Origin of the sequence: Salinivibrio sp. HTSP (assembly GCF_003390965.1) — a bacterium.
GTDB lineage: Bacteria > Pseudomonadota > Gammaproteobacteria > Enterobacterales > Vibrionaceae > Salinivibrio > Salinivibrio kushneri.
In genome coordinates this window covers 1-22,625 of the sequence record NZ_PXUD01000027.1, presented here as the reverse complement: position 1 = coordinate 22,625, position 22,625 = coordinate 1, and the positions used below count along the sequence as shown (strand labels likewise).

19 protein-coding genes and 1 tRNA gene are annotated in these 22,625 nt (G+C 51.7%); 17 read left to right on the top strand and 3 right to left on the bottom strand.

Translation table 11 applies throughout. The annotated features are described in order from the left end of the window. The first annotated feature begins 65 nt into the window (after positions 1-65). Positions 66-383, top strand: a complete 318-nt coding sequence (locus C7A19_RS05645) for a metalloregulator ArsR/SmtB family transcription factor (RefSeq protein ID WP_069362119.1) — start codon at positions 66-68, stop codon at positions 381-383. Positions 384-438: 55 nt separating this feature from the next. On the opposite strand, the gene rpsT is transcribed toward C7A19_RS05645, so the two are convergent. Next, entirely contained in the window at positions 439-699 is a 261-nt protein-coding gene (rpsT, locus tag C7A19_RS05640) for a 30S ribosomal protein S20 (protein ID WP_046075100.1), read from the bottom strand. 286 nt (positions 700-985) lie between these two features. Between rpsT and murJ the strand changes: the two genes are divergently transcribed. From murJ to carB, 9 genes are all read left to right on the top strand, one after another. Continuing rightward, on the top strand, positions 986-2,557 hold the full coding sequence (gene murJ / locus C7A19_RS05635) for a murein biosynthesis integral membrane protein MurJ (RefSeq protein WP_077650917.1): 1,572 nt from the start codon (positions 986-988) through the stop codon (positions 2,555-2,557). A gap of 91 nt (positions 2,558-2,648) precedes the next feature. Continuing rightward, on the top strand, positions 2,649-3,584 hold the full coding sequence (ribF, locus tag C7A19_RS05630; protein ID WP_069362121.1) for a bifunctional riboflavin kinase/FAD synthetase: 936 nt from the start codon (positions 2,649-2,651) through the stop codon (positions 3,582-3,584). A 30-nt stretch (positions 3,585-3,614) separates the two neighbouring features. Continuing rightward, complete coding sequence (ileS, locus tag C7A19_RS05625; protein ID WP_116644414.1) at positions 3,615-6,440, top strand: isoleucine--tRNA ligase; 2,826 nt, start codon at positions 3,615-3,617, stop codon at positions 6,438-6,440. Next, positions 6,440-6,949, top strand: coding sequence for a signal peptidase II (gene lspA, locus C7A19_RS05620; RefSeq protein WP_069362123.1), 510 nt, complete (start codon positions 6,440-6,442; stop codon positions 6,947-6,949). The genes ileS and lspA overlap by 1 nt, the downstream gene beginning before the upstream one ends. Before the next feature lie 44 nt (positions 6,950-6,993). After that, the gene (fkpB, locus tag C7A19_RS05615; RefSeq protein WP_069362124.1) at positions 6,994-7,425 is read left to right on the top strand and encodes an FKBP-type peptidyl-prolyl cis-trans isomerase; all 432 of its coding nucleotides are present in this window, start codon (positions 6,994-6,996) and stop codon (positions 7,423-7,425) included. 10 nt (positions 7,426-7,435) lie between these two features. Then, positions 7,436-8,380 carry a 4-hydroxy-3-methylbut-2-enyl diphosphate reductase gene (gene ispH, locus C7A19_RS05610; protein WP_077458694.1) on the top strand — a complete coding sequence of 315 codons (945 nt, stop codon included), beginning with the start codon at positions 7,436-7,438 and terminating at the stop codon, positions 8,378-8,380. Positions 8,381-8,515: 135 nt separating this feature from the next. After that, complete coding sequence (gene dapB / locus C7A19_RS05605) at positions 8,516-9,319, top strand: 4-hydroxy-tetrahydrodipicolinate reductase (RefSeq protein WP_069362126.1); 804 nt, start codon at positions 8,516-8,518, stop codon at positions 9,317-9,319. A 466-nt stretch (positions 9,320-9,785) separates the two neighbouring features. Then, complete coding sequence (carA, locus tag C7A19_RS05600; protein ID WP_069362127.1) at positions 9,786-10,925, top strand: glutamine-hydrolyzing carbamoyl-phosphate synthase small subunit; 1,140 nt, start codon at positions 9,786-9,788, stop codon at positions 10,923-10,925. 15 nt (positions 10,926-10,940) lie between these two features. Beyond that, positions 10,941-14,168 carry a carbamoyl-phosphate synthase large subunit gene (carB, locus tag C7A19_RS05595; protein ID WP_077522884.1) on the top strand — a complete coding sequence of 1,076 codons (3,228 nt, stop codon included), beginning with the start codon at positions 10,941-10,943 and terminating at the stop codon, positions 14,166-14,168. 52 nt (positions 14,169-14,220) lie between these two features. On the opposite strand, the gene dacB is transcribed toward carB, so the two are convergent. Next, entirely contained in the window at positions 14,221-15,663 is a 1,443-nt protein-coding gene (dacB, locus tag C7A19_RS05590; protein ID WP_116644413.1) for a D-alanyl-D-alanine carboxypeptidase/D-alanyl-D-alanine-endopeptidase, read from the bottom strand. Positions 15,664-15,954: 291 nt separating this feature from the next. On the opposite strand from dacB, the gene greA reads away from it, so the two are divergent. Then, positions 15,955-16,428: a transcription elongation factor GreA gene (gene greA, locus C7A19_RS05585; protein ID WP_069362161.1), complete on the top strand. Its 474-nt coding sequence runs from the start codon at positions 15,955-15,957 to the stop codon at positions 16,426-16,428. A 102-nt stretch (positions 16,429-16,530) separates the two neighbouring features. On the opposite strand, the gene yhbY is transcribed toward greA, so the two are convergent. After that, positions 16,531-16,827, bottom strand: coding sequence for a ribosome assembly RNA-binding protein YhbY (yhbY, locus tag C7A19_RS05580; RefSeq protein ID WP_069362129.1), 297 nt, complete (start codon positions 16,825-16,827; stop codon positions 16,531-16,533). Between the two features lie 205 nt (positions 16,828-17,032). Here yhbY and rlmE point away from each other — a divergent pair, with 205 nt between their 5' ends. The 6 genes from rlmE (at position 17,033) to C7A19_RS05550 (ending at position 22,521) form a co-directional block, all read left to right on the top strand. Continuing rightward, on the top strand, positions 17,033-17,662 hold the full coding sequence (gene rlmE / locus C7A19_RS05575; protein WP_116644412.1) for a 23S rRNA (uridine(2552)-2'-O)-methyltransferase RlmE: 630 nt from the start codon (positions 17,033-17,035) through the stop codon (positions 17,660-17,662). A 51-nt stretch (positions 17,663-17,713) separates the two neighbouring features. Then, positions 17,714-19,663, top strand: coding sequence for an ATP-dependent zinc metalloprotease FtsH (gene ftsH, locus C7A19_RS05570; RefSeq protein ID WP_069362131.1), 1,950 nt, complete (start codon positions 17,714-17,716; stop codon positions 19,661-19,663). Between the two features lie 60 nt (positions 19,664-19,723). Beyond that, on the top strand, positions 19,724-20,575 hold the full coding sequence (folP, locus tag C7A19_RS05565; protein ID WP_155522546.1) for a dihydropteroate synthase: 852 nt from the start codon (positions 19,724-19,726) through the stop codon (positions 20,573-20,575). Beyond that, positions 20,575-21,912, top strand: coding sequence for a phosphoglucosamine mutase (gene glmM / locus C7A19_RS05560; protein WP_077458691.1), 1,338 nt, complete (start codon positions 20,575-20,577; stop codon positions 21,910-21,912). The genes folP and glmM overlap by 1 nt, the downstream gene beginning before the upstream one ends. 177 nt (positions 21,913-22,089) lie before the next feature. Beyond that, complete coding sequence (secG, locus tag C7A19_RS05555) at positions 22,090-22,428, top strand: preprotein translocase subunit SecG (protein ID WP_069362133.1); 339 nt, start codon at positions 22,090-22,092, stop codon at positions 22,426-22,428. A gap of 7 nt (positions 22,429-22,435) precedes the next feature. Further along, positions 22,436-22,521, top strand: a tRNA-Leu gene (locus C7A19_RS05550). The last annotated feature ends 104 nt before the right edge of the window (positions 22,522-22,625 follow it).

The following is a 22,625-nucleotide window of genomic DNA, read 5'->3' as shown; positions in this document are numbered from 1 at the left end:
TACAAGCTGACATAAAGATCGTGCTAGACTCACGGCAATGAGTATTAATCAATGATGGAAGTTGAATGGATTTAGCCCGTATGCAGCAGAATGGGCCGAAGGCGGTAAACTTGCTCAAGGCCATGGCTAACGAGAAACGCCTATTCATTCTGTGTTATTTATTGCAAGGAGAGTTGTCGGTGGGGCAGCTCGTAGATCGCGTGCCTCTAAGCCAGTCGGCGCTGTCTCAACACCTTGCTTGGCTTCGTAAAGATGGCCTGGTGGCCACGCGTAAAGAAGCGCAAACCGTGTATTACTCGCTAAAAAGTGATGAAGTCGAGGCGGTTATCCAGTTACTACATGATCTGTATTGTAAGGAAACCGTGGATTCACCCAATCCTTAAGCCATAAAAAAACCGGCCGAGGCCGGTTTTTTTTATCTCTTTGCAAAGAGCAAAATTACAGCGCTTTAATTTGTGCTGCAAATGCTGCTTTGTAACGAGCGGCTTTGTTCTTGTGGATCAGGCCTTTGGTGGCTGAACGATCAAGAATAGGCTGAACTTGTGCAAAAGCAGCGGTTGCCGCTTCTTTGTCGCCTGCAGCGATAGCTGAAGCAGTTTTCTTCATATAGGTGCGCATCATAGAGCGACGGCTTGCGTTGTGCTGGCGACGCTTCTCAGACTGGATCGCACGCTTCTTAGCAGATTTGATATTCGCCAAGGGTCTAACTCCCAAATCTTTTTGTTCGGTGACATTTCAAGGCGGAGGACTATGCCTCTTTTTACCTCTATTGTCAATTCATTTGTGCAAAGATCCGCCGCTCCAACGATGTGTTGGCGCTGCGGGGTTATCACAGTTAATATGGCGGCTGATTCTATCAGCATTTCAGCCCCGACGTCACCTATATTTCCATTTCTTATCGATGTCAGCGATGGCGCGACAGCGGAAAGAAACAATAAAGGCGCGACAGTGACGCGCATTGGGCACGTGTTTTCAAGAGGTAACCGTGAGTAAGCGACTTTTACGCTCTGGGCTCATCGTGAGCACCATGACTTTGGTGTCCCGTGTTTTAGGGTTGGTTCGTGATGTGGTGATCGCGAATTTGATGGGGGCAGGAGCGGCCGCCGATGTGTTCTTTTTCGCCAACAAAATTCCGAATTTTCTGCGCCGTTTGTTCGCGGAAGGGGCCTTCTCACAAGCGTTTGTGCCCGTATTAACCGAATATCAAGCGCTCGACAAAGAAGATGACACGCGCGCACAATCGCGTGAGCTGGTGGCGAATGTGGTGGGCACCTTGGGTGGCTTGGTCACCCTTGTCACCTTGCTCGGGGTGGTTGGCTCGCCAGTGTTAGCGGCGCTGTTTGGTACCGGATGGTTTGTTGATTGGTTAGAAGGACGACCTGATGGGGCTAAATTCGAGCTTGCCAGCTTGATGCTCAAAATTACCTTCCCTTATTTGTGGTTTATTACCTTTGTGGCTTTATCCGGGGCAATACTCAACACGCTAAACAAGTTTGCTGTGTCGAGCTTCACCCCTGTTTTTTTGAATATCGCGATTATCGCGGCGGCGATAGGGCTCTCCCCGCATCTTGCCCAACCTGAAATTGGCCTGGCGATTGGTGTCTTTGTTGGGGGGGCGGTTCAGCTTTTATTTCAACTGCCTTTTCTCGCTCAAGAAGGCATGTTGGTCAAACCTAAATGGGGATGGCGTCATCCTGGGGTAGTGAAAATACGTCAGCTAATGATTCCGGCGCTTTTCGGGGTCTCGGTGAGCCAAATTAACCTATTATTCGATACCTTTATCGCCAGTTTCTTGATGACAGGATCGATCAGTTGGCTGTATTACTCTGATCGTTTGCTTGAGTTTCCGCTCGGTTTGTTTGGCATCGCCATCGCCACCGTTATTCTCCCTGCGTTATCGAAAAAGCATGTGGATCAATCGCCTCAGCAATTTTCCGCCACCATGGACTGGGGGGTACGTATGGTGTTGCTCCTTGGGATCCCGGCGATGGCGGGGTTGATCGTGCTGGCCAAACCGATGTTGATGGTGCTCTTTATGCGGGGTGAGTTTGGCGTCCCCGACGTAGAGGCGGCGAGTTTATCCTTGATGGCCTATGCGTGTGGTTTGGTCAACTTTATGGTGATTAAGGTCCTTGCGCCTGGCTACTACGCCCGCCAAGATACTAAAACGCCTGTTAAGTACGGGGTCATTGCCATGGTGAGTAACATGGTTTTTAACGCCATTTTTGCTTACTTGTTTAGTTATGTCGGGCTGGCCATGGCGACCGCACTTTCTGCGTTGATTAACGCCGGCCTGCTCTATCAAGGATTACACCGACAAGGTATTTATCAGTTATCGCGGGCGACCCTCGGCTTTATTAGCAAACTCGTGTTGGCGGTGAGCGTGATGATCGGCGGGTTGTACCTGGTGATGCCTGCGTTGTCTCAATGGGTGTCTATGTCCTTGCTATCGCGAAGCGTAACGTTAGGCGGCCTTATTGTGGGGGGCGGTGCGCTTTATCTTGTCACCGCCTTGTTGGTCGGTGTGCGGTTGAGTGATATTCGACACCGTGGATGATAGAAAGCGCGGATTATCAATCCAGGGCTGATTGCCGGCGCTGACTAGTATATAATCCGCCAGTTTTAATAGTTCAAATAGTCAGCAGGCGATGGAATTAATTCGAGGCATCCACAACATCCGGGCGCAACACCGAGGCTGTGTACTGACCATCGGGAATTTCGATGGTGTCCACCTAGGTCACCAAGCTGTTTTGCGTCAAGTGGTAGAGAAGGCCAGAGCCCTTGACTTGCCTGCGACTGTGATGCTGTTCGAGCCGCAACCGCTCGAGTTATTCCTTGGTGAGCAAGCGCCTGCGCGATTATCGCGATTGCGGGATAAATACACCCAGCTTGCCAAACTGGGCGTCGATAGGTTGTTGTGCGTCAGTTTTACCCCGGCCTTCGCCGCCATGAGTCCAGATGCCTTTGTGGACCGCTTGTTGGTCAATCAATTGGGTGTTAAGTTTCTGGTTGTGGGTGACGACTTTCGCTTTGGCCTTAAGCGAGCGGGCGATTTTTCCCGTTTAGCGCAAGCCGGACAAGAGCATGACTTTGCGGTTGTCAGCACTGAAAGCTTTTGTGTCAGTGATCGTCGCGTGAGTAGCACCGCGATTCGTGATGCGCTTTCCGCGGGTGAAATGAAAGCCGCGGCCGATATGCTGGGGCGTCCTTATAGTATTTGTGGCCGGGTTGCCCACGGGCGCAAGCTGGGGCGAACGATTGGTTTTCCTACGGCGAATGTGTTGCTTAAACGTCGCGTTTCACCTGTGTCTGGTGTTTATGCGGTAACGGTGGCCATCGACGGGCAATCATTACCTGGAGTGGCAAATGTAGGACATCGCCCGACGGTCAACGGCACGCACCAGCAACTCGAAGTACACCTTTTTGATCACACGCTCGACTTATATGGCAAACAGCTTGAAGTGAGCTTGTTACATAAGTTGCGTGACGAGACCAAATTTGCGTCAGTAGACGCGTTAAAAATGCAAATTCAACGAGATGCATCAGCCGCGCGTGCGTGGCTGGCTGATGCCAATAATGTCTAGAGTGTAACCTCCATACGGAATCAATAATCAATGAGTGACTACAAAGATACCTTAAACCTGCCGGAAACCGCGTTTCCGATGCGAGGTAATCTTGCTAAGCGTGAGCCTGATATGCTCAAGCGTTGGTACGATGAAGATCTTTACGGTGCAATCCGTCAAGCGAAGAAAGGCAAAAAAACATTTATTTTGCACGACGGTCCTCCGTACGCGAACGGCAACATTCATATTGGTCACTCTGTTAATAAAATTCTCAAAGACATTATTATTAAATCGAAAACGCTGGCGGACTATGACGCACCGTACGTCCCTGGCTGGGACTGCCACGGTCTGCCTATCGAGTTGATGGTAGAGAAAAAAGTTGGCAAGCCAGGTCAGAAAGTTTCTACCGCCGAGTTCCGTGAAAAGTGCCGTGAATATGCCGCCAAACAAGTGGAAGGCCAAAAAGCGGACTTTAAACGCCTTGGCGTGTTAGGTGAGTGGGATAAGCCTTACCTGACCATGGATTTTAATACCGAAGCCAATATTATCCGTGCATTGGGTAAAATTGCCGGTAATGGCCATCTACACAAAGGCTTCAAGCCTGTGCACTGGTGTACAGACTGTGGCTCAGCGCTCGCGGAAGCCGAAGTTGAGTACCAAGATAAGACATCACCGTCGATTGACGTGACTTTCCGCGCGGTGGATGAGCAAGCATTGGTTAACGTATTTACCCTAGCTGGCGATCACCAAGGTGAAGGCCCAGTGTCAGCGGTGATCTGGACCACCACCCCTTGGACCTTGCCGGCGAACCGTGCGGTCGCGGTCGCGGCGGACTTGGAATATGTCTTAGTCCAAGTCGAAGGTGACCAGCCACAGCGCTTGATCCTTGCCGCAGAGCTGGCAAAAGATGTGATGGATCGCGCGGGCATTGAGCACTATCACAACCTTGGTTTCTGTAAAGGTGAAGCGCTAGAGCTTCAACGCGTGCAGCATCCTTTTTACGACTTTGATGTGCCAGTGATCCTGGGTGATCATGTTACCACCGAGTCCGGTACGGGTGTGGTTCACACGGCGCCGGGTCATGGTCAAGAAGACTTTGTGGTAGGACAAAAATACGATCTCGAAGTCGCTAACCCGGTTGGCAGCAATGGTGTTTATCTGCCGGATACGCCACTGTTTGCTGGTCAACACGTGTTCAAAGCCAACGACAATGTGATTGAAGCGCTGAAAACGCACGGGGCGTTGCTGCATCATCACGCGTATGAGCACAGCTACCCGCATTGCTGGCGCCACAAAACACCGATTATTTTCCGCGCGACGCCGCAATGGTTTATTGCCATGGACAAAGCAGGTCTGCGTGACAAAGCGTTGCAAGAGATCAAGAACGTTGAGTGGATCCCGGACTGGGGACAAAGCCGCATTGAGTCGATGGTAGAAGGGCGTCCAGACTGGTGTATTTCTCGCCAGCGTACTTGGGGCGTACCCATTGCCCTGTTCGTGCATAAAGAAACCTCCGAGCTACACCCGGATACGCTCAACCTGATTGAGCAGGTGGCTCAGCGTGTAGAAAAAGCCGGTATTCAAGCGTGGTGGGATCTCGATCTAAACGAACTGCTAGGCGATGACGCTGACCAGTATGAGAAAGTTTTGGATACCCTAGATGTGTGGTTTGACTCTGGTGCGACGCACTATGCCGTGGTCAATCAGCGTGATGAGTTTAACGGTCAAGAAGCCGATATGTACTTGGAAGGCTCGGATCAACATCGTGGCTGGTTCCAGTCATCGCTGATGACGTCAGTGGCAATTAAAGGCCAAGCGCCTTACCGCCGCGTACTGACGCATGGCTTTACCGTTGATGGTAACGGTCGCAAAATGTCGAAGTCGCTGGGTAACACCATCATGCCGCAAGATGTGATGAACAAGCTGGGCGCTGACATTCTTCGTTTGTGGGTGGCATCAACCGATTACACGGGTGAGATCAGTGTGTCGGATGAAATTCTCAAGCGCAGTGCTGATGCTTATCGTCGTATCCGTAATACCTCGCGCTTCTTGCTCGCTAACCTACACGGTTTTGATCCTAAAACTGACTTGGTTGCACCAGACGATTTGGTGGCGGTCGATCGCTGGGCAGTGAGCCGCGCCCTCGAAGCGCAACAAGAGATCACTGCCGCGTATGATGCGTGTAACTTCCACCAAGTAACCCAGCGCTTAATGCAGTTCTGCTCGATTGAGATGGGCTCGTTCTATCTCGATATCATCAAGGACCGTCAGTACACCGCCAAAGCAGGCAGCCATGCGCACCGCAGTTGTCAAACGGCGCTGTTCCACATCGTAGAAGCACTGGTACGCTGGATGGCACCGATTATGTCATTTACCGCCGATGAGATCTGGAATGAAATGCCGGGTGAGCGTAACCCGTTTGTGTTCACCGAAGTCTGGTATGACGGCTTGTTTGACCTAGAACAGCAGGCTGTGCTGAATCAGGCTTTCTGGGCGAAACTGCTTGATGTGCGTGATGCAGTGAACAAAACTCTTGAGCAAGCGCGGAATGAAAAAGTCATTGGTGGCTCATTAGAAGCGGAAGTCACCCTCTATGCTCCCGCTGATTTTGCCGAGAAGCTGCGCTTGATGGGTGATGAGCTTCGCTTTGTATTGCTGACCTCGAAAGCAACTGTGGTCGCCGGTGACGCGCCAGCGTCTGCCACGCAGACGGAACTCGACGGATTGGCCGTAGAAGTGGCGGCATCAAGCGCGGCCAAGTGTGAGCGCTGTTGGCACCACGTTGCTGATGTCGGCACCATTGCAGGTCATGAAGAGATCTGTGGCCGATGCGTGACCAATATTGCAGGAGAAGGCGAAACTCGCCAATTTGTGTGATGCAGACTCTTTCCCTCTCACAATCAGGATGGCGCTGGCTTTGGCTGGCGCCACTGGTCTTTGCACTTGATATCGGCAGCAAGTGGCTGGTGATGCAAACCATGGAATACGGGTTTGCGAATCGGATTGAAGTATTGCCTTTCTTTAACCTGACGTACGTGCACAATCATGGCGCGGCGTTCAGTTTTTTAAGTGATGCGGGTGGCTGGCAACGTTGGCTTTTCAGTGTTATTGCACTGGGGGTGAGCGGGTTATTGGCGTATTGGATGCGGCATACCCCGGCCGATAAACGCATGATCAATATTGCTTATGCAATGATCATTGGCGGGGCCCTGGGTAATCTGTTTGATCGTCTTGTGCATGGCTATGTGATTGACTTTCTAGATTTCTATCTCGGTCAGTCGCACTGGCCAGCGTTTAATCTCGCCGATTCGGCGATTTGCGTGGGCGCGGCATTGATTATTTTGGATAGTTTTCGTCAAGGCCAGTCATCGACCAAACATGAGTGATGCGTATCTATCCCCGTTACCGCGACGTTCTAAAAGGATGAATCATGACAGCAATCACAGCGTCTAGCGAAGTCATTATGCACTTTACCATCAAACTTGAAGATGGCTCGGTCGCCGATACCACCCACAATGCGGGTAAACCGGCGAAGCTGGTAATGGGCGACGGGAGTTTGACGGAAAACTTTGAAACTTGCCTTCTTGGCTTAAAAGAAGGGGAGTCGAGCAGCTTCACCTTGGCACCAGAGGATGCATTCGGCCAACCTAACCCGGATAACATCCATCACATGGATCGCCGTCACTTTGGTGGAGAAACGCCCGCAGAAGAAGGGGCGATCATTGCCTTTAGTGGGCCGCAAGGACAGGAGATCCCGGGGATTGTGACGGCAGTGACGGGCGATTCCGTCACGGTTGATTTTAACCACCCGCTGGCTGGGAAAACCGTCATTTTTGATGTTGAAATTATAAGTGTGCAATAAAGGCGGACACATGAAGATCTTACTTGCCAACCCCCGTGGTTTTTGCGCAGGGGTTGACCGTGCCATCAGTATTGTTGAGCGCGCGCTAGAAATCTATCAGCCTCCCATTTATGTCCGTCATGAAGTGGTGCATAACCGTTTTGTGGTGGAAGGCTTAAAGCAGCGTGGGGCGATCTTTGTTGAGCAGATCAGCGAAGTGCCTGATGACAGTATTGTGATTTTCTCCGCCCACGGCGTGTCTCAGGCCGTGCGCAATGAGGCCAAGTCGCGTCAGTTAACCGTGTTTGATGCGACCTGCCCACTAGTGACCAAGGTGCATATGGAAGTCGCGCGTGCCAGCCGTAAGAATATGGAAGTGGTACTGATAGGCCATGCCGGCCACCCTGAAGTGGAAGGCACCATGGGACAATACGCCAGTGAAACCGGTGGGATGTATTTGGTCGAAACCCCAGAGGATGTGTATACCTTGGAGGTGAGCGATCCGGATAACCTGCATTATGTCAGTCAAACCACCCTGTCGGTCGACGAAACCGCGGATGTGATTGATACTCTGCGTAAGGTGTTTCCTAACATCCAAGGACCACGCAAAGACGACATTTGTTACGCCACCCAGAACCGTCAAGATGCGGTGCGCGATCTAGCGCAAAGCTGTGATGTGATGGTGGTTGTCGGCTCAAAAAATAGCTCTAACTCAAACCGTCTGCGTGAGTTATCCGAAAAACTGGGAACGCCAGGTTATTTAACTGACACGGCAGAAGATATTGATCCGGCTTGGTTTGAAGGCAAGCATACTGTGGGGATCACGGCCGGTGCGTCGGCACCAGAAGAGCTAGTGGATCAAATTATCGAGCGGATCAAGCAGCTGGGGGCGACCCATGTTGATAACCTTGCTGGGCGTGAAGAAAACATGTTTTTTGAAGTGCCTAAAGAGCTGCAAATTCGAGAAGTCACCTAGGGGTGATAATCAAGACGAGGAGGGGAGCACGTGCTTCCCTTTTTTTCGCCAATATACAAGTGCCAAGGAACGCGCTAGAGTGATGGGTTACCGAGAAGGAGCCAGTGAACTGGCAAAGTGACAAAGGGGAAAATCATGGTACGTATTGCCATAGCCGGTGCGGCTGGGCGCATGGGGCGCAACCTTATCCAAGCGGTTTCACAGTATCCAGGTGCCGTATTAGGGGCGGCGAGCGAAAGGCCGGAATCTAGCTTAGTCGGCACCGATGCAGGCGAGCTGGCAGGGATCGGCCGCTTGGGCGTCAATGTGGTGGACGATTTGCGTAAAGTCAGTGACGACTTTGACGTGGTGATTGATTTTACCGCTCCCGCTGCAACCTTGGCCAATTTAACGCTGTGCCAAGAGGTCGGTAAGCAACTGGTTATCGGTACCACCGGCTTTGATGAGGCGCAAAAACAAACCATTGAAGAGGCGGCATCCTCGACAGCGATGGTGATGGCGCCCAACTACAGTGTGGGTGTGAACCTTGTCTTCAAGTTGCTTGAGCAGGCGGCGAAAGTGATGGGAGACGAGTGCGACATTGAAATTGTTGAAGCGCACCATCGCCATAAAGTGGACGCACCATCAGGTACTGCATTAGGTATGGGTGAAGCGATCGCGGGGGCGATGGGTAACCAGCTTAGTGACGTGGCGGTTTATGCCCGTGAGGGGATCACTGGCGAGCGGAGTAAAGACGAAATTGGCTTCGCGACCATTCGAGCGGGGGACATTGTCGGCGAACACACAGCGATGTTTGCCGATATTGGCGAGCGTGTCGAAATCACACACAAGGCCTCTAATCGTAATACCTTTGCTAAAGGGGCGGTACGTGCCGCGGTATGGCTCAATCAGCATCAACGCGGTTTATACACGATGCAAGATGTCCTCAATCTTAAATAATTATTCATCGCGCTTCGGCGCGATGTTTTTTTATCCCCTCTTGTTTGCTTTGCCCTGTTTTCTTTTCATTTCCTTATTTCTTATTCTTTATGCGCCTTCCGTGAACTTTAAGTGACAAAGTCGCCTTCATCAGCATTTAGTAATGCAAGGTAAACGTTTGCGAGTTTGATTTCATTTTAAAGAGAGAAAACACGAGCAATAAAAGAATCTCAGTGCTCGATTTGGGTGTTTTTTGTCCGTAAATCGCGGTTTAGGTTTGTTTTTATGGTGCTTTGATGGCGCTTTTTTAGTGAGTGACTAATAAAATAAAGAAAAATACTGTGCTTTGATTGACAGCTAGCCGCCTCGTCCCTAGAATGCGCGCAATTTGTCAAAATTCAGCTTGACGCGGGTTTTGATCTTAGATGGAATACGTGAATGCAACGTTAGTCGTAAAAAGTGCATTTCTATATAACTGGAGGTTGTCTTGAGCAAGTCTGCGCTCTTAGTCCTAGAAGATGGGACAGTGTTCCACGGTACCCCGATCGGCGCTGATGGCACCGCGGTGGGAGAAGTGGTTTTCAATACCTCGATGACGGGGTATCAAGAAATACTCACCGACCCCTCTTATTCCCGTCAGATCGTGACACTCACCTATCCCCACATTGGCAACACCGGCACCAACACCGAAGACGAAGAATCTAGCCAAGTCCACGCCCAAGGCCTCGTCATTCGTGATCTCCCCCTGTTAGCCAGCAACTTCCGCAATCAACAGTCCCTTTCTGATTACCTCAAACATCACAACATTCTCGGCATTGCCGATATTGATACGCGCAAACTCACGCGCTTGTTGCGAGAAAAGGGCGCGCAGAACGGCTGTATTGTGGCCGGCGATAGTGTAGATGAGGCATTGGCGCTGGCGAAAGCGCAGGACTTTCCTGGCTTAAAGGGAATGGATCTCGCCAAAGAAGTGACCACCAAAGAAAGTTACCGCTGGACGCAAGGCTCTTGGCAGCTTCATCAAGGCTTGCCCGAGGCTGCCGTAGAAGGTGAGCTGCCGTATCACGTGGTCGCCTATGACTTCGGAGCCAAACGCAATATCTTGCGCATGTTGGTTGACCGAGGCTGTCGCTTGACTGTGGTGCCGGCGACGACACCGGCTGATGAGGTGTTGGCGATGAACCCCGATGGTGTCTTCTTATCCAATGGCCCCGGCGATCCCGCGCCATGTGATTACGCGATTGAGGCTACACAAGCGTTTTTAGAAGCAGGCGTGCCTGTCTTTGGTATTTGCTTGGGCCATCAGATATTGGCGCTGGCGAGCGGCGCGAAGACAGTGAAAATGAAATTTGGCCACCACGGCGCTAACCATCCGGTGAAAGACCTAGACCGTGGCGTGGTGATGATCACCAGCCAGAACCATGGCTTTGCCGCCGATAAAGACAGTCTGCCAGACACATTAAGAGCCACCCATGTGTCTCTATTTGATGGAAGTTTGCAAGGTATTCATCGCACTGATAAGCCCGCATTTAGCTTCCAAGGGCATCCCGAGGCAAGTCCGGGGCCGCATGATGCCGCGCCACTTTTTGATCATTTTATCGATCTTATCAAACAACATCGCGCCTAATTGGAGTCGTTGAGCATGCCAAAACGCACAGACATAAAAAGCATTCTTATCCTGGGCGCAGGCCCTATCATCATTGGCCAAGCCTGCGAATTTGACTACTCCGGAGCGCAAGCGTGTAAAGCCCTGCGCGAAGAGGGGTATCGCGTCATTCTGGTGAACTCCAACCCAGCCACTATCATGACCGACCCAGAGATGGCTGATGCCACTTACATTGAACCTATCCAGTGGCAGGTGGTGAAACACATCATCGAAAAAGAACGCCCTGACGCCGTACTGCCAACCATGGGTGGTCAGACAGGTTTGAACTGCGCCCTGGATCTTGAACGCCATGGCGTGTTGGCCGAATTTGGCGTGGAAATGATTGGTGCTACTGCTGATGCGATTGATAAAGCCGAAGACCGTCATCGCTTCGATGAGGCGATGCAAAGCATTGGTTTGGAGTGTCCACGCGCGGGTATCGCCCACAGCATGGATGAGGCGCACAAGGTGCTCGACGAAGTGGGCTTTCCTTGTATTATCCGCCCCTCCTTTACCATGGGCGGCACTGGCGGGGGCATCGCCTACAACCAAGAAGAGTTTAAAGATATTTGCGAGCGCGGTCTCGATTTATCTCCCACCAATGAGCTGCTTATCGATGAGTCCCTCATTGGCTGGAAAGAGTACGAAATGGAAGTGGTGCGGGATAAAAACGACAACTGCATCATTGTCTGCTCGATTGAAAATTTCGACGCCATGGGGGTCCACACGGGCGACTCTATCACGGTGGCACCGGCACAAACTCTGACGGATAAAGAATACCAATTAATGCGCAACGCATCCTTGGCAGTGCTGCGCGAAATTGGCGTTGAGACCGGCGGCTCGAACGTACAATTTGGTATTAACCCCAAAAATGGCCGTATGGTGATCATCGAGATGAACCCACGCGTGTCACGCTCTTCGGCGCTCGCGTCAAAAGCGACCGGCTTCCCAATTGCCAAAGTGGCAGCCAAGTTGGCGGTGGGCTTTACCCTTGACGAGTTGATGAACGATATCACCGGTGGCGCCACGCCCGCGTCGTTCGAGCCGACCATTGATTATGTGGTCACTAAGATCCCACGCTTTAACTTTGAAAAATTTGCCGGTGCCAACGATCGCTTAACCACCCAGATGAAGTCAGTGGGTGAGGTGATGGCGATTGGACGTAACCAGCAAGAATCATTGCAAAAAGCACTGCGCGGCCTAGAAGTCGGTGCGGCGGGCTTTGACGAAATGGTGAACCTGGATGACGATACGGCATTGACCGAAATCCGTCATGAACTCAAAGAGCCAGGCGCAGAGCGGATTTGGTACATTGCCGATGCTTTCCGCGCAGGGATGTCGGTTGATGGGGTGTTTAACCTGACCAATATCGACCGTTGGTTCTTGGTGCAAATCGAAGACATCGTCAAGCATGAGCAGCAAGTGCGTGAGCAGGGCTTTGCGGGGCTTAATAAAGCCGCATTGCGTCAGTTAAAGCGTAAAGGCTTTTCCGATGCGCGTTTGGCCGCCTTGTTGGGCGTATCAGAAATTGAAGTGCGCAAGCTGCGGGACAAATTTCAGATTCACCCTGTCTATAAGCGTGTCGACACCTGTGCTGCTGAGTTCTCGTCGGATACGGCCTATATGTATTCCACCTACGATGAAGAGTGTGAGTCACAGCCGACAGATAAGAAGAAAATCATGGTTATTGGCGGTGGCCCTAACCGCATTGGGCAAGGGATCGAGTTCGATTACTGCTGTGTTCACGCGTCATTGGCCCTGCGTGAAGACGGTTTTGAAACCATCATGGTTAACTGTAACCCAGAAACCGTTTCTACCGACTATGACACCTCTGACCGTTTGTACTTTGAACCCATCACTCTAGAAGATGTGCTGGCGATAGTGAACGTTGAAAAGCCTGAAGGGGTCATTGTTCAGTACGGTGGGCAAACGCCTCTTAAACTGGCCCGTGACTTAGAAGCGGCGGGTGTGCCGATTATCGGTACCAGCCCAGATGCGATTGACCGTGCCGAAGACCGTGAGCGTTTCCAAGATGCCGTACAGCGCCTTGGCCTCAAACAACCTGCCAACGCGACAGTCACTGCACTGGAGCAAGCGGTGGAGAAAGCCAAAGAAATTGGTTATCCGTTGGTGGTGCGTCCGTCTTACGTATTGGGCGGACGGGCGATGGAAATTGTCTATGATGAGACCGACCTGCGCCGCTACTTTAATGAGGCGGTGAGTGTCTCGCACGAATCTCCCGTGCTGCTGGACCATTTCTTGGATGATGCGACGGAAGTGGACATTGATGCGGTGTGCGATGGTGAAACGGCAGTGATTGGCGGCATCATGGAGCACATCGAGCAAGCAGGCGTGCACTCTGGTGACTCTGCATGCTCGCTGCCCGCGTATACGTTAAGTGACGATATCCAAGATCGCATGCGTGAACAGGTGCGCAAGCTGGCGTTGGAGTTAGGCGTAAATGGATTGGTCAATACGCAATTTGCGGTGAAGGATGATGAAATCTATCTCATCGAGGTCAACCCGCGCGCTGCTCGAACGGTGCCATTTGTCTCTAAAGCGACGGGTGTTCCTCTGGCGAAAATCGCTGCGCGCGTCATGGCAGGCCGCTCCCTGGCTGAGCAAGGGTTTGTCAAAGAGGTGATCCCGCCTTATTACTCGGTGAAAGAGGTGGTGCTACCGTTCAACAAATTCCCAGGGGTTGATCCATTACTGGGCCCTGAAATGCGTTCGACCGGTGAGGTGATGGGCGTGGGGGATACCTTTGCCGAAGCCTTTGCAAAAGCAGACCTCGCCTGCGGTAAAGCGTACAGCGAGGGCGGACGGGCCTTGTTATCGGTGCGCAATAATGACAAACAGCGCGTGGTGGATTTAGCAGCGAAGTTACTCAAGCTTGGCTTTGAGCTCGACGCGACCCATGGCACCGCGGTGATCCTTGGTGAGGCGGGTATCAATCCGCGTTTGGTCAATAAGGTGCATGAAGGGCGACCACACATTCTTGATCGTATCAAAAATGGTGAGTACAGCTACATTGTCAACACCACGGAAGGACGCCAAGCGATTGAAGATTCAAAAGTCTTGCGTCGCGGCGCGCTCGCAGCCAAGGTGAATTACACCACTACGCTGAACGCCGCCTTCGCCACGTGTATGGCGCTAACAGCGGCGGACATGAGCAAGGTCAACCCTGTGCAATCTTTGCATGCACGGGTGCAGACCAAATCATAACGGTACGACTGTCAACGCATATCAGCCCGCTATCTTGGCGGGCTTTTTTTATTCAGTGAGATTGGGCCAGTGGCGGCCCTAACTGACCGCGGATCAGCGCCATATAAAACTCACGCTCAAACTGAGTAATCGGCGAGGGAACATTCTCCGGCTGCGCGTCTTCCTCGGGATGATAATGACTGACAAGTTGCACTACGATGTGCTGTTTTCCTGAATCATCTTCTAGCATCCCAGCCAAATTAAAGCTGCCATACAGCGAGCCACTTTTGGCCTTTAAACGTCCTTTTATGGGCGCATGACGAATGCTCTGGCGATACTTGAGGGTACCATCCACGCCGGCAGTGGGGAGCATTTGAGTCATGCCCAGTGTCGGATGCGTGGTGATATAATGCATCACCTGCGCCAGTTGGCGGGCGCTGAGACGGTTATTACGAGACAGCCCTGAACCATCGACCAGCACGGCCTGTGATAGGTCAATCCCAGCCTCCTGTAATATCGCCTTCACCGCCGCGACGCCATTGCGATAGGAGCCTGGCTGCTGAAAGTAGCGGCGCCCTAAGGCTTTGAGAAGATTATCGGCAATGAGGTTGTCAGAGTCGCGCAGCATCGTGGTGAGCAGGGAGGTAAGGGGGGCTGACTGGTGACGAGCCAGCTCGCGTGACTGACTGGGTGCCCGCGCCACGCGAATATCGCCTTTCACGCGCACATTCAGGCGCGCGAGCTCATCGGCCACAATGGCTTTGACGTAAATCGATGGCGTTTGTACGGCAAAGTTGAGTGGCAGCGGACGCGCCCGATGCGGGAGGCAACCGGAAAAATAATAGGTGTTTTTTGCTGTCGCGGTGAGATCGAGCCCGCAATGGCGGGTAGCTTGTTCGTCCTCGCTTACCGCTCGCGCTTGGTTCTCTATTGAAACGGGCTGATGGTCAGGGACATGTACGCGTGTCAACCTGCTATCAGGCTGGCTATAAATCGCCCCTTGCACGCAGTTGTGATTGAGGGTGATTGCCGTGGAAGGCGCACTGTAGCAGACCGCTAAAATATCCCATGGCCAGCCAGGCGCACGGGTGCGACCAGCAAACGCGTGTCCATCCAGATAGAGATTGTTAATGGTATCGAGACCGCGACGCGGTAATTGACTCAGCAGTTGACGAATATCTTTTCGAGTCAGTAACGGATCACCATTAAAAATAAGGGCGATGTCATCACCGCTTTGCACCAATCGGGTGGAAAAACGGAAGGTGCTGGGTAAATAAAGCCGGGCGGCGAGTCCGGTGAGAAGCTTTTGTGTACTGGCTGGGGGTAGCAGCGCATCGGCTTGCTCACTGATCTGGGGGTGATTTTGCTCCGCATCACTCACCCATAGCGCGACTTGGCTGCCTTTAGGCAGCAACGGTGTCAGTTGTGCCAGCGTTAACGACGCCGCCGAGGCCGACGCAAACGGCACCAGGAAAATCGTCATCAGAGCGAGATGGCGAAAAAGAGCGGAAAGCATGATAAAAGCCTTTTTATTTGCGCATGCATGCCATCCTACCCTGTCTAGCCTTGAAGACAAGCGGTTCGGGGCGGACAACCCTCTCGTTAAGCTGATGATAAAGTGGATAGCCGCAAAGTGGATCGCAGATGGATGGCTCACGCTATCGCCGGATAAGAGATGATTTTGCGCGAATTCTTGTTTACAATCTAAAAAAAGCGTTGAATTCCGCCGCGCCCAGATATTTTATTTGGGCGTGGCTTTGTTTTGCCAAAATCCCTTTGCTGTGGATTGAAAGAGGTAATGTCATTTATGGATAAAGTGCCAATGACCGTACGCGGTGAGCAGCTGCTACGAGAAGAGCTGGACAAGTTGATCAAGCGTCGCCCTGAGATCTCCAACGCCATTGCAGAGGCGCGTGAACTCGGTGACTTAAAAGAAAATGCAGAATATCATGCGGCTCGTGAAGAGCAGGGTATTTGTGAGGCGCAAATCCGTGACATCGAGTACAAGCTGTCGGTGGCACAGGTGATTGATGTCACTAAAATGCCGAATAATGGCAAAGTGATTTTTGGCGCGACGGTCACCTTGATTGACGTGAACACGGACGAAGAAGTGACCTATCGGATCGTGGGTGATGATGAAGCCGACATCAAAGCGAATTTAATTTCGGTGAATTCTCCCATCGCCCGTGGCCTGATTGGAAAAGAAGAAGGGGAAGAAGTGAGCATCACTACCCCGGGTGGCGTCAAAGAGTTCGAACTCGATAGCGTCGATTACGTATAGAAAAGTGTTACTGAATGTAACCCTTCTCCGATGCTGAGACAGTAAAAAGGCCGCAATGCGGCCTTTTTGTTATGCGATAGCACAGACTGATCACGCACGTGACTATTTGCGTGGTAATTCAATTTTGCGATCTTCGCTTTGGCGATAAATCACCAAGGTTTTACCGATCACCTGCACTTTTTCGGCGCCGGTTTCCCGAAGAATGGCGTCGACAATCAGGTTTTTGGTCTCACGGTCTTCTGAAGCGACTTTCACTTTAATCAACTCGTGGTGGTCAAGTGCAAGCTCAATTTCAGCGACCACGGCTTCAGTTAAACCATTGGCGCCCATTAAGACGACAGGCTTAAGGGGGTGAGCCAGTCCTTTGAGATACTGTTTTTGTTTGGTGCTGAGTTTCATGTTGGCTCGATTTCTATTTGCTAGGGGTTGAAAACATGCCATTCTAACGCCATCTCACCACAAACTGAAACACTAGAAAGTGGGCGGATGGCAAGCACTTGGTCTGCTGGGTGAGAGTAAGTCTGTCTTTGAGAATAAGCTAACGCACACAATTGTCTGAATTTTATATGAATGTGGTGCGATGGGTGGGCGTAGTAGGAACAACATGGCGAATAAAAAACACTCTGCCAGCTCAGGACGCTGGTTGAAAGAACACTTCGACGACAAATACGTTCATGAAGCGCAGAAGAAAGGGTATCGATCTCGGGCGATTTTTAAGCTAGAAGAGATTCAGCACAAAGATCGCATCTTGAAACCGGGAATGACGGTAGTGGATCTGGGCGCTGCCCCCGGAGGTTGGTCACAATATGCCGCGACACAAGTCGGTGACGACGGGCAAGTGATTGCTTGCGATATCTTACCGATGGATTCCATGCCAGGTGTTAGCTTTCTGCAAGGGGACTTTCGCGAACAAACGGTACTCGATACCTTGCTCGAGCGCATTCAACCCAACCAAGTTGATGTGGTGATGTCTGACATGGCGCCAAACATGAGCGGCAATCAGGCGGCCGATCAACCCAAAGCGATGTATTTGGTCGAATTGGCATTAGAAATGTGCCGTGAAGTGCTGGGACCGAAAGGCAGCTTCGTGGTAAAAGTTTTTCAGGGCGAAGGCTTTGATCAGTATTTGGCCGAGGTGCGTAAAATGTTTACAGCGGTCAAAATTCGAAAACCCGACTCATCCCGTGCAAGGTCGCGAGAAGTCTACATTGTGGCTACAGGTTATAAACTGTAGTACCCTTACATTTATCTATCTCAGTTATGCGAGGCTAACACCTTGAGTGACATGGCAAAAAACTTGATTCTGTGGCTGGTTATCGCCGTTGTCTTAATGTCTGTGTTCCAAAGCTTTGGACCAGGAGACAGCGCCGGTCGTCAAGTCGACTATACCTCTTTCGTACGCGAAATCGGCAACGATCAAATACAGGAAGTAAAATTTGACGATCGTGAGCTGAGTGTCACCCGACGTGACGGCTCACGCTATGTCACCTTTATGCCTGTGATGAATGATCCAAAGTTGTTGGATGATTTGCTTAATAAAAACGTTCGCGTGAAAGGGACGCCACCTGAAGAGCCAAGCATGTTGGCATCAATCTTCATTTCTTGGTTCCCAATGCTACTGCTTATCGGGGTGTGGATTTTCTTCATGCGCCAGATGCAAGGCGGTGGCGGCAAAGGTGCCATGTCGTTTGGTAAATCGAAAGCCAAAATGATGAGTGAAGAGCAGGTTAAGACTACCTTCACTGACGTCGCAGGCTGCGATGAGGCGAAAGAAGACGTGAAAGAGCTGGTGGATTACCTGCGCGATCCAAGCCGTTTCCAAAAACTAGGCGGTAAAATCCCAACCGGCGTATTGATGGTCGGCCCTCCAGGTACCGGTAAAACCTTGCTCGCCAAAGCGATTGCTGGTGAAGCGAAAGTGCCGTTCTTTACCATTTCTGGCTCTGACTTTGTGGAAATGTTCGTGGGTGTGGGCGCATCACGTGTCCGTGACATGTTCGAACAGGCAAAAAAAGCCTCGCCGTGTATCATCTTTATCGATGAAATCGACGCCGTCGGTCGTCAGCGTGGCGCTGGGCTTGGTGGTGGTCACGACGAGCGTGAGCAAACCTTGAACCAGATGTTGGTCGAAATGGATGGCTTTGAGGGCAACGAAGGCGTTATCGTCATTGCGGCGACCAACCGTCCAGACGTATTGGACCCTGCGCTATTGCGTCCTGGTCGTTTTGACCGTCAAGTGGTGGTGAGCTTGCCAGATGTGCGTGGCCGTGAGCATATTCTCAAAGTACACATGCGCAAAGTGCCGCTGGGTAATGATGTCGATGCCTCACTGATTGCGCGCGGTACACCAGGTTTCTCAGGGGCTGACTTGGCTAACCTGGTTAACGAAGCGGCATTGTTCTCTGCGCGTGGTAATAAACGTGTGGTGTCGATGGTCGAGTTTGAACTGGCGAAAGACAAAATCATGATGGGTGCAGAGCGCCGTTCAATGGTGATGTCGGAAGAAACCAAAGAGTCAACGGCGTATCACGAAGCGGGTCACGCCATTGTTGGTCGCTTGGTGCCAGAACATGACCCGGTTTACAAGGTCTCCATTATCCCGCGTGGGCGTGCATTGGGTGTGACCATGTACTTGCCTGAGCAAGACAGGATCAGCATGTCGCGCCAGCATCTCGACTCGATGATTTCGAGCCTGTACGGCGGCCGTTTGGCAGAAGAGCTGATCTACGGCAAGGAAAAAGTCTCGACAGGGGCATCGAACGACATCGAGCGCGCGACCGATATTGCCCGCAAGATGGTGACGCAATGGGGCTTCTCAGAGAAGCTGGGTCCACTGCTTTATGCAGAAGAAGAAGGTGAAGTCTTCCTAGGCCGCTCTATGGCACAGACCAAGCACATCTCCGATGAAACGGCTCGACTTATTGACGCGGAGATCCGTGGCATCATCGATCGCAACTACGATCGCGCCAAGCAAATCTTGGAAGAAAACCTAGATATCATGCACGCGATGAAAGATGCGTTGATGAAGTACGAAACCATTGATGCGGCGCAGATCGATGACTTGATGGCTCGCCGTGATGTACGAGAGCCTGCTGGCTGGGAAGGTGGCGATGGGGGGTCATCCTCTGATGATACTCCAAGCAAGCCGGATGCCTCGAAAGCGAGCGCGTCTGACGAATCATCTGACGACAAAAAGCAAAAACCGCTTGATTCAGAAAACCAGTCTGAAGCGTAAATACCCATGAATACAAACCCCGATACGTCGGGGTTTTTTTGATCGTGCTCGGAAAAACGCATGCAAATAACACACAATAACCTCACACTCTCTCTGACCCGCCCCGTCATCATGGGGGTTTTAAACGTCACGCCAGATTCCTTTTCCGATGGCGGCCAATTTCAGCATTGTGATAAAGCGGTCGAACGTGCGATGCAGATGCTCGCAGACGGCGCCACCATTCTCGATATTGGTGGCGAGTCGACGCGCCCAGGTGCGGCCGATGTCGATGAGCAAGACGAGATTAATCGTGTTGTTCCCGTCATTGAAGCGATTCGTGAGCAATCTGATTGTTGGATTTCAATTGATACCAGTAAAGCAGCCGTCATGCGTGCCGCAGTCAATGCGGGTGCCAATCTCATTAATGATGTGCGCGCATTACAAGCGCCTGGGGCGTTGGAAGCGGCAGCGGATCTGCAAGTGCCTGTGTGCATCATGCACATGCAAGGACAGCCACGAACAATGCAAGCGGCCCCTGACTACCAAGATGTCGTTGGTGAGGTGAAAACGTTTTTAGCGGCACGTATCGACGCCTGCACTGAGGCGGGGATCCATCGACAGAATATCATTCTGGATCCTGGCTTTGGTTTTGGTAAGACGTTGGCGCATAACTATCAGCTTCTTGCTGACCTCGATGCTTTTCATGACTTTGGATTACCTGTATTAGCAGGAATGTCTCGTAAGTCAATGATTTATAAGATTTTAGATAAAACGCCGCAGGATATTCTGGGCGGTAGCCTTGCCTGTGCCACCTTAGCCGCGGCGAAAGGCGCACAGATCATTCGCGTCCATGATGTGAAAGAAACCGCTGATGCGCTCAAGGTGGTCGCCATGACAGCGTGCGTAAAAAATGAATTAGGAGAAGAAAAATAATGACAGAGCGTAAGTATTTTGGCACCGATGGTGTGCGCGGCAAGGTGGGCGAATTTCCCATTACGCCGGAATTTATGCTAAAACTTGGCTGGGCCGCAGGTCGCGTATTGTCGCAACAAGGCACGCGTAAGGTACTGATTGGTAAAGACACGCGTATTTCTGGTTATATGTTAGAGTCGGCGCTCGAGTCAGGGCTGTCTGCGGCGGGATTGGAAGCGGCCTTTACCGGCCCTATGCCGACACCTGCGATTGCTTACTTAACCCAAACGTTCCGCGCGGAAGCCGGGATTGTGATTTCGGCCTCGCATAACCCGCATTACGATAACGGGATTAAGTTTTTCTCCTCCGAGGGCACGAAACTGGCTGATGAGGTTGAGTTAGCGATTGAAGCTGAGCTGGAAAAAACATTGACTTGTGTCGAGTCGGCGGAGTTAGGTAAAGCCAGCCGCATTAACGACGCGGCCGGGCGTTACATCGAATTCTGTAAAGGCACCTTCCCCAGCGCGTTGAGCCTGAGTGGGTTAAAAATTGTGCTCGATTGCGCCCATGGTGCCACCTATCACATTGCGCCTTCGGTATTTCGTGAGCTGGGTGCGGAGGTGACCACCATTGGCTGTGCCCCTAACGGCACCAATATTAACGATGAGGTGGGAGCCACGGACGTACGTGCGTTACAAAAACACGTCCTCGAGCAAAAAGCCGATTTAGGCATTGCTTTTGACGGGGATGGAGACCGCGTCATCATGGTGGATCACCTTGGCAATAAAGTCGACGGCGACCAGATTGCATATATTATCGCCCGCGAGAGCCTTCGTCGTGGTGAATTAAAAGGCGGCGTGGTTGGTACCTTGATGACCAACATGGGGATGGAGCTTGCACTTCAGTCTCTCGGTATTCCGTTTGCACGCGCCAAAGTGGGCGACCGTTATGTGATGGAGCTGCTGCAAGAGAAAGGGTGGCGGATCGGTGCCGAAAACTCGGGTCACGTCATTGTGCTGGATAAAGTCACGACCGGCGATGGCATTGTCGCTGCACTACAAGTGTTGGCGAGCATCGCCGCGACGGGCATGGATCTAAAAGCGTTGAGTGACGGGATGACCTTGTTGCCTCAGGTATTAGAGAACGTCCGTTTTAGTGGCACGGTTGACCCGTTACAAAGCGAGCCGGTGCTGGCAGCGAAAGCCAATGTCGAGCAAAAGCTGGGCGAGCAAGGGCGTGTACTGTTACGTAAATCCGGGACGGAACCTTTGATTCGAGTGATGGTTGAGGGACCGGATACCGACAAGGTTCACGCTTATGCGCTTGAAATCGCAGAGGCTGTGAAGGCGAATTGTTGATAACCGTCGAGCGGGTGGTCATAGATTGCGCAAACAGCGTCGAAATCAAGGTTTTTTGCAATTTCCTCTTGTTTCGTCACCGCGCTTTCGCTAGTATTCACCCGCTCCCAACAAAGGGGGCTGCGCTGGCTGAGAAGTAACACTGCCGGCTCAACAACCTGGAGCATAGGTGGAACCATGTACGAAATTCTACTTGTGATTTATCTGTTGGCCGCAATCGGTGTAATTGGCCTGGTTCTGGTTCAGCAAGGTAAAGGCGCAGATATGGGAGCCTCGTTCGGGGCTGGAGCATCAAATACAGTATTTGGCTCTGGCGGCTCTGGAAATTTTTTAACCCGAATGACAACCGGTTTTGCAATTGCATTCTTTGCGTTAAGTTTGGTGCTGGGTAACCTCACTGCACACAAACCTGAAGCAAAAGGCGGTTTTGAAGATTTAAGCGAGCCTGCTACGCAACAGCAAGCGACGCCAAAAGAGGACGAAATCCCTGTTGATAACAGTGAGATCCCTCAGTAAAAATTGAGCCGAGGTGGTGGAATTGGTAGACACGCTATCTTGAGGGGGTAGTGCCTTATAGGCGTGCGGGTTCAAGTCCCGCTCTCGGCACCAAGTTCACAAAGGGCATTAGCTTGCACCTTTGTTGCAAAAAGCGATATAATAATCGCAATCGGACGCGGGATGGAGCAGTTTGGTAGCTCGTCGGGCTCATAACC

Bases quoted from the DNA above. Each gene is read 5' to 3' on its own strand.
- C7A19_RS05645 (WP_069362119.1), top strand. From the start codon at position 66: ATGGATTTAGCCCGTATGCAGCAGAATGGGCCGAAGGCGGTAAACTTG.
- ribF (WP_069362121.1), top strand. From the start codon at position 2,649: ATGGAATTAATTCGAGGCATCCACAACATCCGGGCGCAACACCGAGGC.
- ileS (WP_116644414.1), top strand. From the start codon at position 3,615: ATGAGTGACTACAAAGATACCTTAAACCTGCCGGAAACCGCGTTTCCG.
- lspA (WP_069362123.1), top strand. From the start codon at position 6,440: ATGCAGACTCTTTCCCTCTCACAATCAGGATGGCGCTGGCTTTGGCTG.
- fkpB (WP_069362124.1), top strand. From the start codon at position 6,994: ATGACAGCAATCACAGCGTCTAGCGAAGTCATTATGCACTTTACCATC.
- ispH (WP_077458694.1), top strand. From the start codon at position 7,436: ATGAAGATCTTACTTGCCAACCCCCGTGGTTTTTGCGCAGGGGTTGAC.
- dapB (WP_069362126.1), top strand. From the start codon at position 8,516: ATGGTACGTATTGCCATAGCCGGTGCGGCTGGGCGCATGGGGCGCAAC.
- carB (WP_077522884.1), top strand. From the start codon at position 10,941: ATGCCAAAACGCACAGACATAAAAAGCATTCTTATCCTGGGCGCAGGC.
- dacB (WP_116644413.1), bottom strand. From the start codon at position 15,663: ATGCTTTCCGCTCTTTTTCGCCATCTCGCTCTGATGACGATTTTCCTG.
- greA (WP_069362161.1), top strand. From the start codon at position 15,955: ATGGATAAAGTGCCAATGACCGTACGCGGTGAGCAGCTGCTACGAGAA.
- yhbY (WP_069362129.1), bottom strand. From the start codon at position 16,827: ATGAAACTCAGCACCAAACAAAAACAGTATCTCAAAGGACTGGCTCAC.
- rlmE (WP_116644412.1), top strand. From the start codon at position 17,033: ATGGCGAATAAAAAACACTCTGCCAGCTCAGGACGCTGGTTGAAAGAA.
- ftsH (WP_069362131.1), top strand. From the start codon at position 17,714: ATGGCAAAAAACTTGATTCTGTGGCTGGTTATCGCCGTTGTCTTAATG.
- folP (WP_155522546.1), top strand. From the start codon at position 19,724: ATGCAAATAACACACAATAACCTCACACTCTCTCTGACCCGCCCCGTC.
- glmM (WP_077458691.1), top strand. From the start codon at position 20,575: ATGACAGAGCGTAAGTATTTTGGCACCGATGGTGTGCGCGGCAAGGTG.
- secG (WP_069362133.1), top strand. From the start codon at position 22,090: ATGTACGAAATTCTACTTGTGATTTATCTGTTGGCCGCAATCGGTGTA.